The 1,976-nt window shown below is 77.2% G+C and carries 1 protein-coding gene; it reads right to left on the bottom strand.

All coding sequences use genetic code 11. From position 1 onward, the window contains the following. Positions 1–1,976, bottom strand: a 1,976-nt coding sequence (locus AC0CYZ_RS09625; RefSeq protein WP_472214646.1) for a DEAD/DEAH box helicase, incomplete at both ends; no start/stop codon positions are given.

Here is a 1,976-nt window from a genome sequence, read left to right as displayed (position 1 = left end):
CCGCGAGCACCTTGCCCCGGCGCTCGATGGCCTTCCCCGCGGTCTCCATCTCGTGCAGCGTCTCGGTCATCTCGTCGACGACGACCTGGTACAGCGAGGCCTGCTCCGCCGTCAGCGGGCACCGCTCGATGGTCTCGATCTTCTCCGGGAGGTCGTCGACGACCGTCGGGTCGGTCTTGACCCGGCGCAGCAGGAAGGGCCGGACCGCGGTCTGGAGCCGGCGCGCGACGTCGGTGCGGCCGTGGCGTTCGATGGGCACGGCGTAGCGGTCGCGGAACGCGGTGACGGTGCCGAGCAGGCCGGGGTTGACCGCGTCCATGATCGACCACAGCTCGGCGAGCCGGTTCTCGACGGGCGTGCCGGTCAGTGCGAGCCGGTGGCCCGCGTCGATCGTGCGCACCGCCCGCGCGGCCCGGGACCGGTTGTTCTTCACCAGCTGGGCCTCGTCGAGCACGAGGCGGTGCCAGCGGTGGCGGGAGAGCTCGGAGACGTCGCGGGTCAGGGTGCCGTAGGAGGTGACGACGAGGTCGTGGGCCGCGAGCAGGCCCGAGAGGTCGCCGCGGTCGCGCCCGGCGCCGTGGTGGACCGCGACCCGCAGGCCGGGCGCGAACCGCGCGGCCTCGCGCTGCCAGGTCCCGACGACGGAGGTGGGCGCGACGAGCAGGGTCGGCCGGTCGGGCGGCGGGGCGTCGGCCGCCTCGTCGGCGGGCCCGCCCCGCTCGTGGGCCTCGAGGGCGAGGACCTGGAGCGTCTTGCCGAGCCCCATGTCGTCGGCGAGCACCCCGCCGACCCGCAGGCCGGCCAGGAACGCCAGCCACGACACCCCGCGCCGCTGGTAGGGGCGCAGCGTGGCCTCGAGGGCGGGCGGGTCGTCGAGCAGCGCGAGGTGCGACTCGGCCGCCCCGGCGAGCAGGTCCCCCAGCGGGCCCGCGGCGGTGACCTCCTCGACGGGCAGCGGCGCGGCCCACTCGGGCGGGAGGTCGTCGTGGTAGGTCGCGTGCAGGGCCAGGACGTCCCCGACGCTCGCCGACGCGGGCGCCCGGTCGAGGAACTCCAGCCCGGCACGCAGCCGCTCGCGGTCGAGCGCCACCCACTGCCCGCGCAGGTGCACCAGCGGCGCCTTCGCGTGCACGAGGGCGCGCATCTCGTCGTCGGAGAGCGGGGCGCCGTCGACCGCGAGCCGCCACGAGAACTCGACGAGCTCCTCGCGGCGCAGCCGGCCCGGGGCGGCGACGACGCCGTCCGGCGTGGCGCCGCCCTCCGCGTTCGCGGTGAGCCCGAGCCGGGCGGGCTTCGACCACCAGCTCGGCAGCAGGACCCCGAACCCCGCGCGGTCGAGGTCGGCCGCGACGTCGAGCAGGAAGTGGTGGGTGCCCTCGCGGTCGAGCTCCATCCCGGTGGGGCGCGGGACGCGCAGCGCGTCGGTGAGCTCGGGGTAGAGGCTCGCGGCGCGGCCGAGCTCGGCGAGCAGCTGCTCGGAGGGGTCGTCGAGCCAGCGCCGCAGCGCCCCGGCGTCGCGCCAGATCGACTCGGCGGTCACGCGCAGGCTCGGGTCCTGGGAGGACTGCAGCGAGAACTCGAGCCAGAACCGGGGCTCGCCCTCGACCGCGTGCGCCAGGTGGTCGACGACGATCTCGGTGAGCCGGAAGGTGCCGCGCGCGGGGCCGGCGTGCGGGGCGCCGACCACCTCCCAGCGCGCGAGCCCGGTGTCGAGGGCGCCGGTCGCGGCCGCATCGAGCAGGTCGGGCGCGACCTCGACGTCGACGAGCCGGTGGCGGGCCTCGGCGTCGACGAGCGCGGCGAGGGCCTCGGTCACGACGTCGACGGGGTCGGGCCCGACGCCGTCACGCAGCGGGCGGCCGTCGAGGGCCTCGGCGCGCACCGCCGGCGGGAGGGCGACGGCGAACGCGTCGGCGGCGACCAGGTCGCGGCCCTGCAGGACGGGCCGCCAGCCGAGGGGGTCGTCGGGGTCCTCC

The sequence above is a fragment of the Actinomycetospora sp. genome (assembly GCF_055612215.1).
The sequence above is the reverse complement of the archived record's forward strand: the minus strand, read 5'-3'. Positions and strand labels throughout refer to the sequence as shown.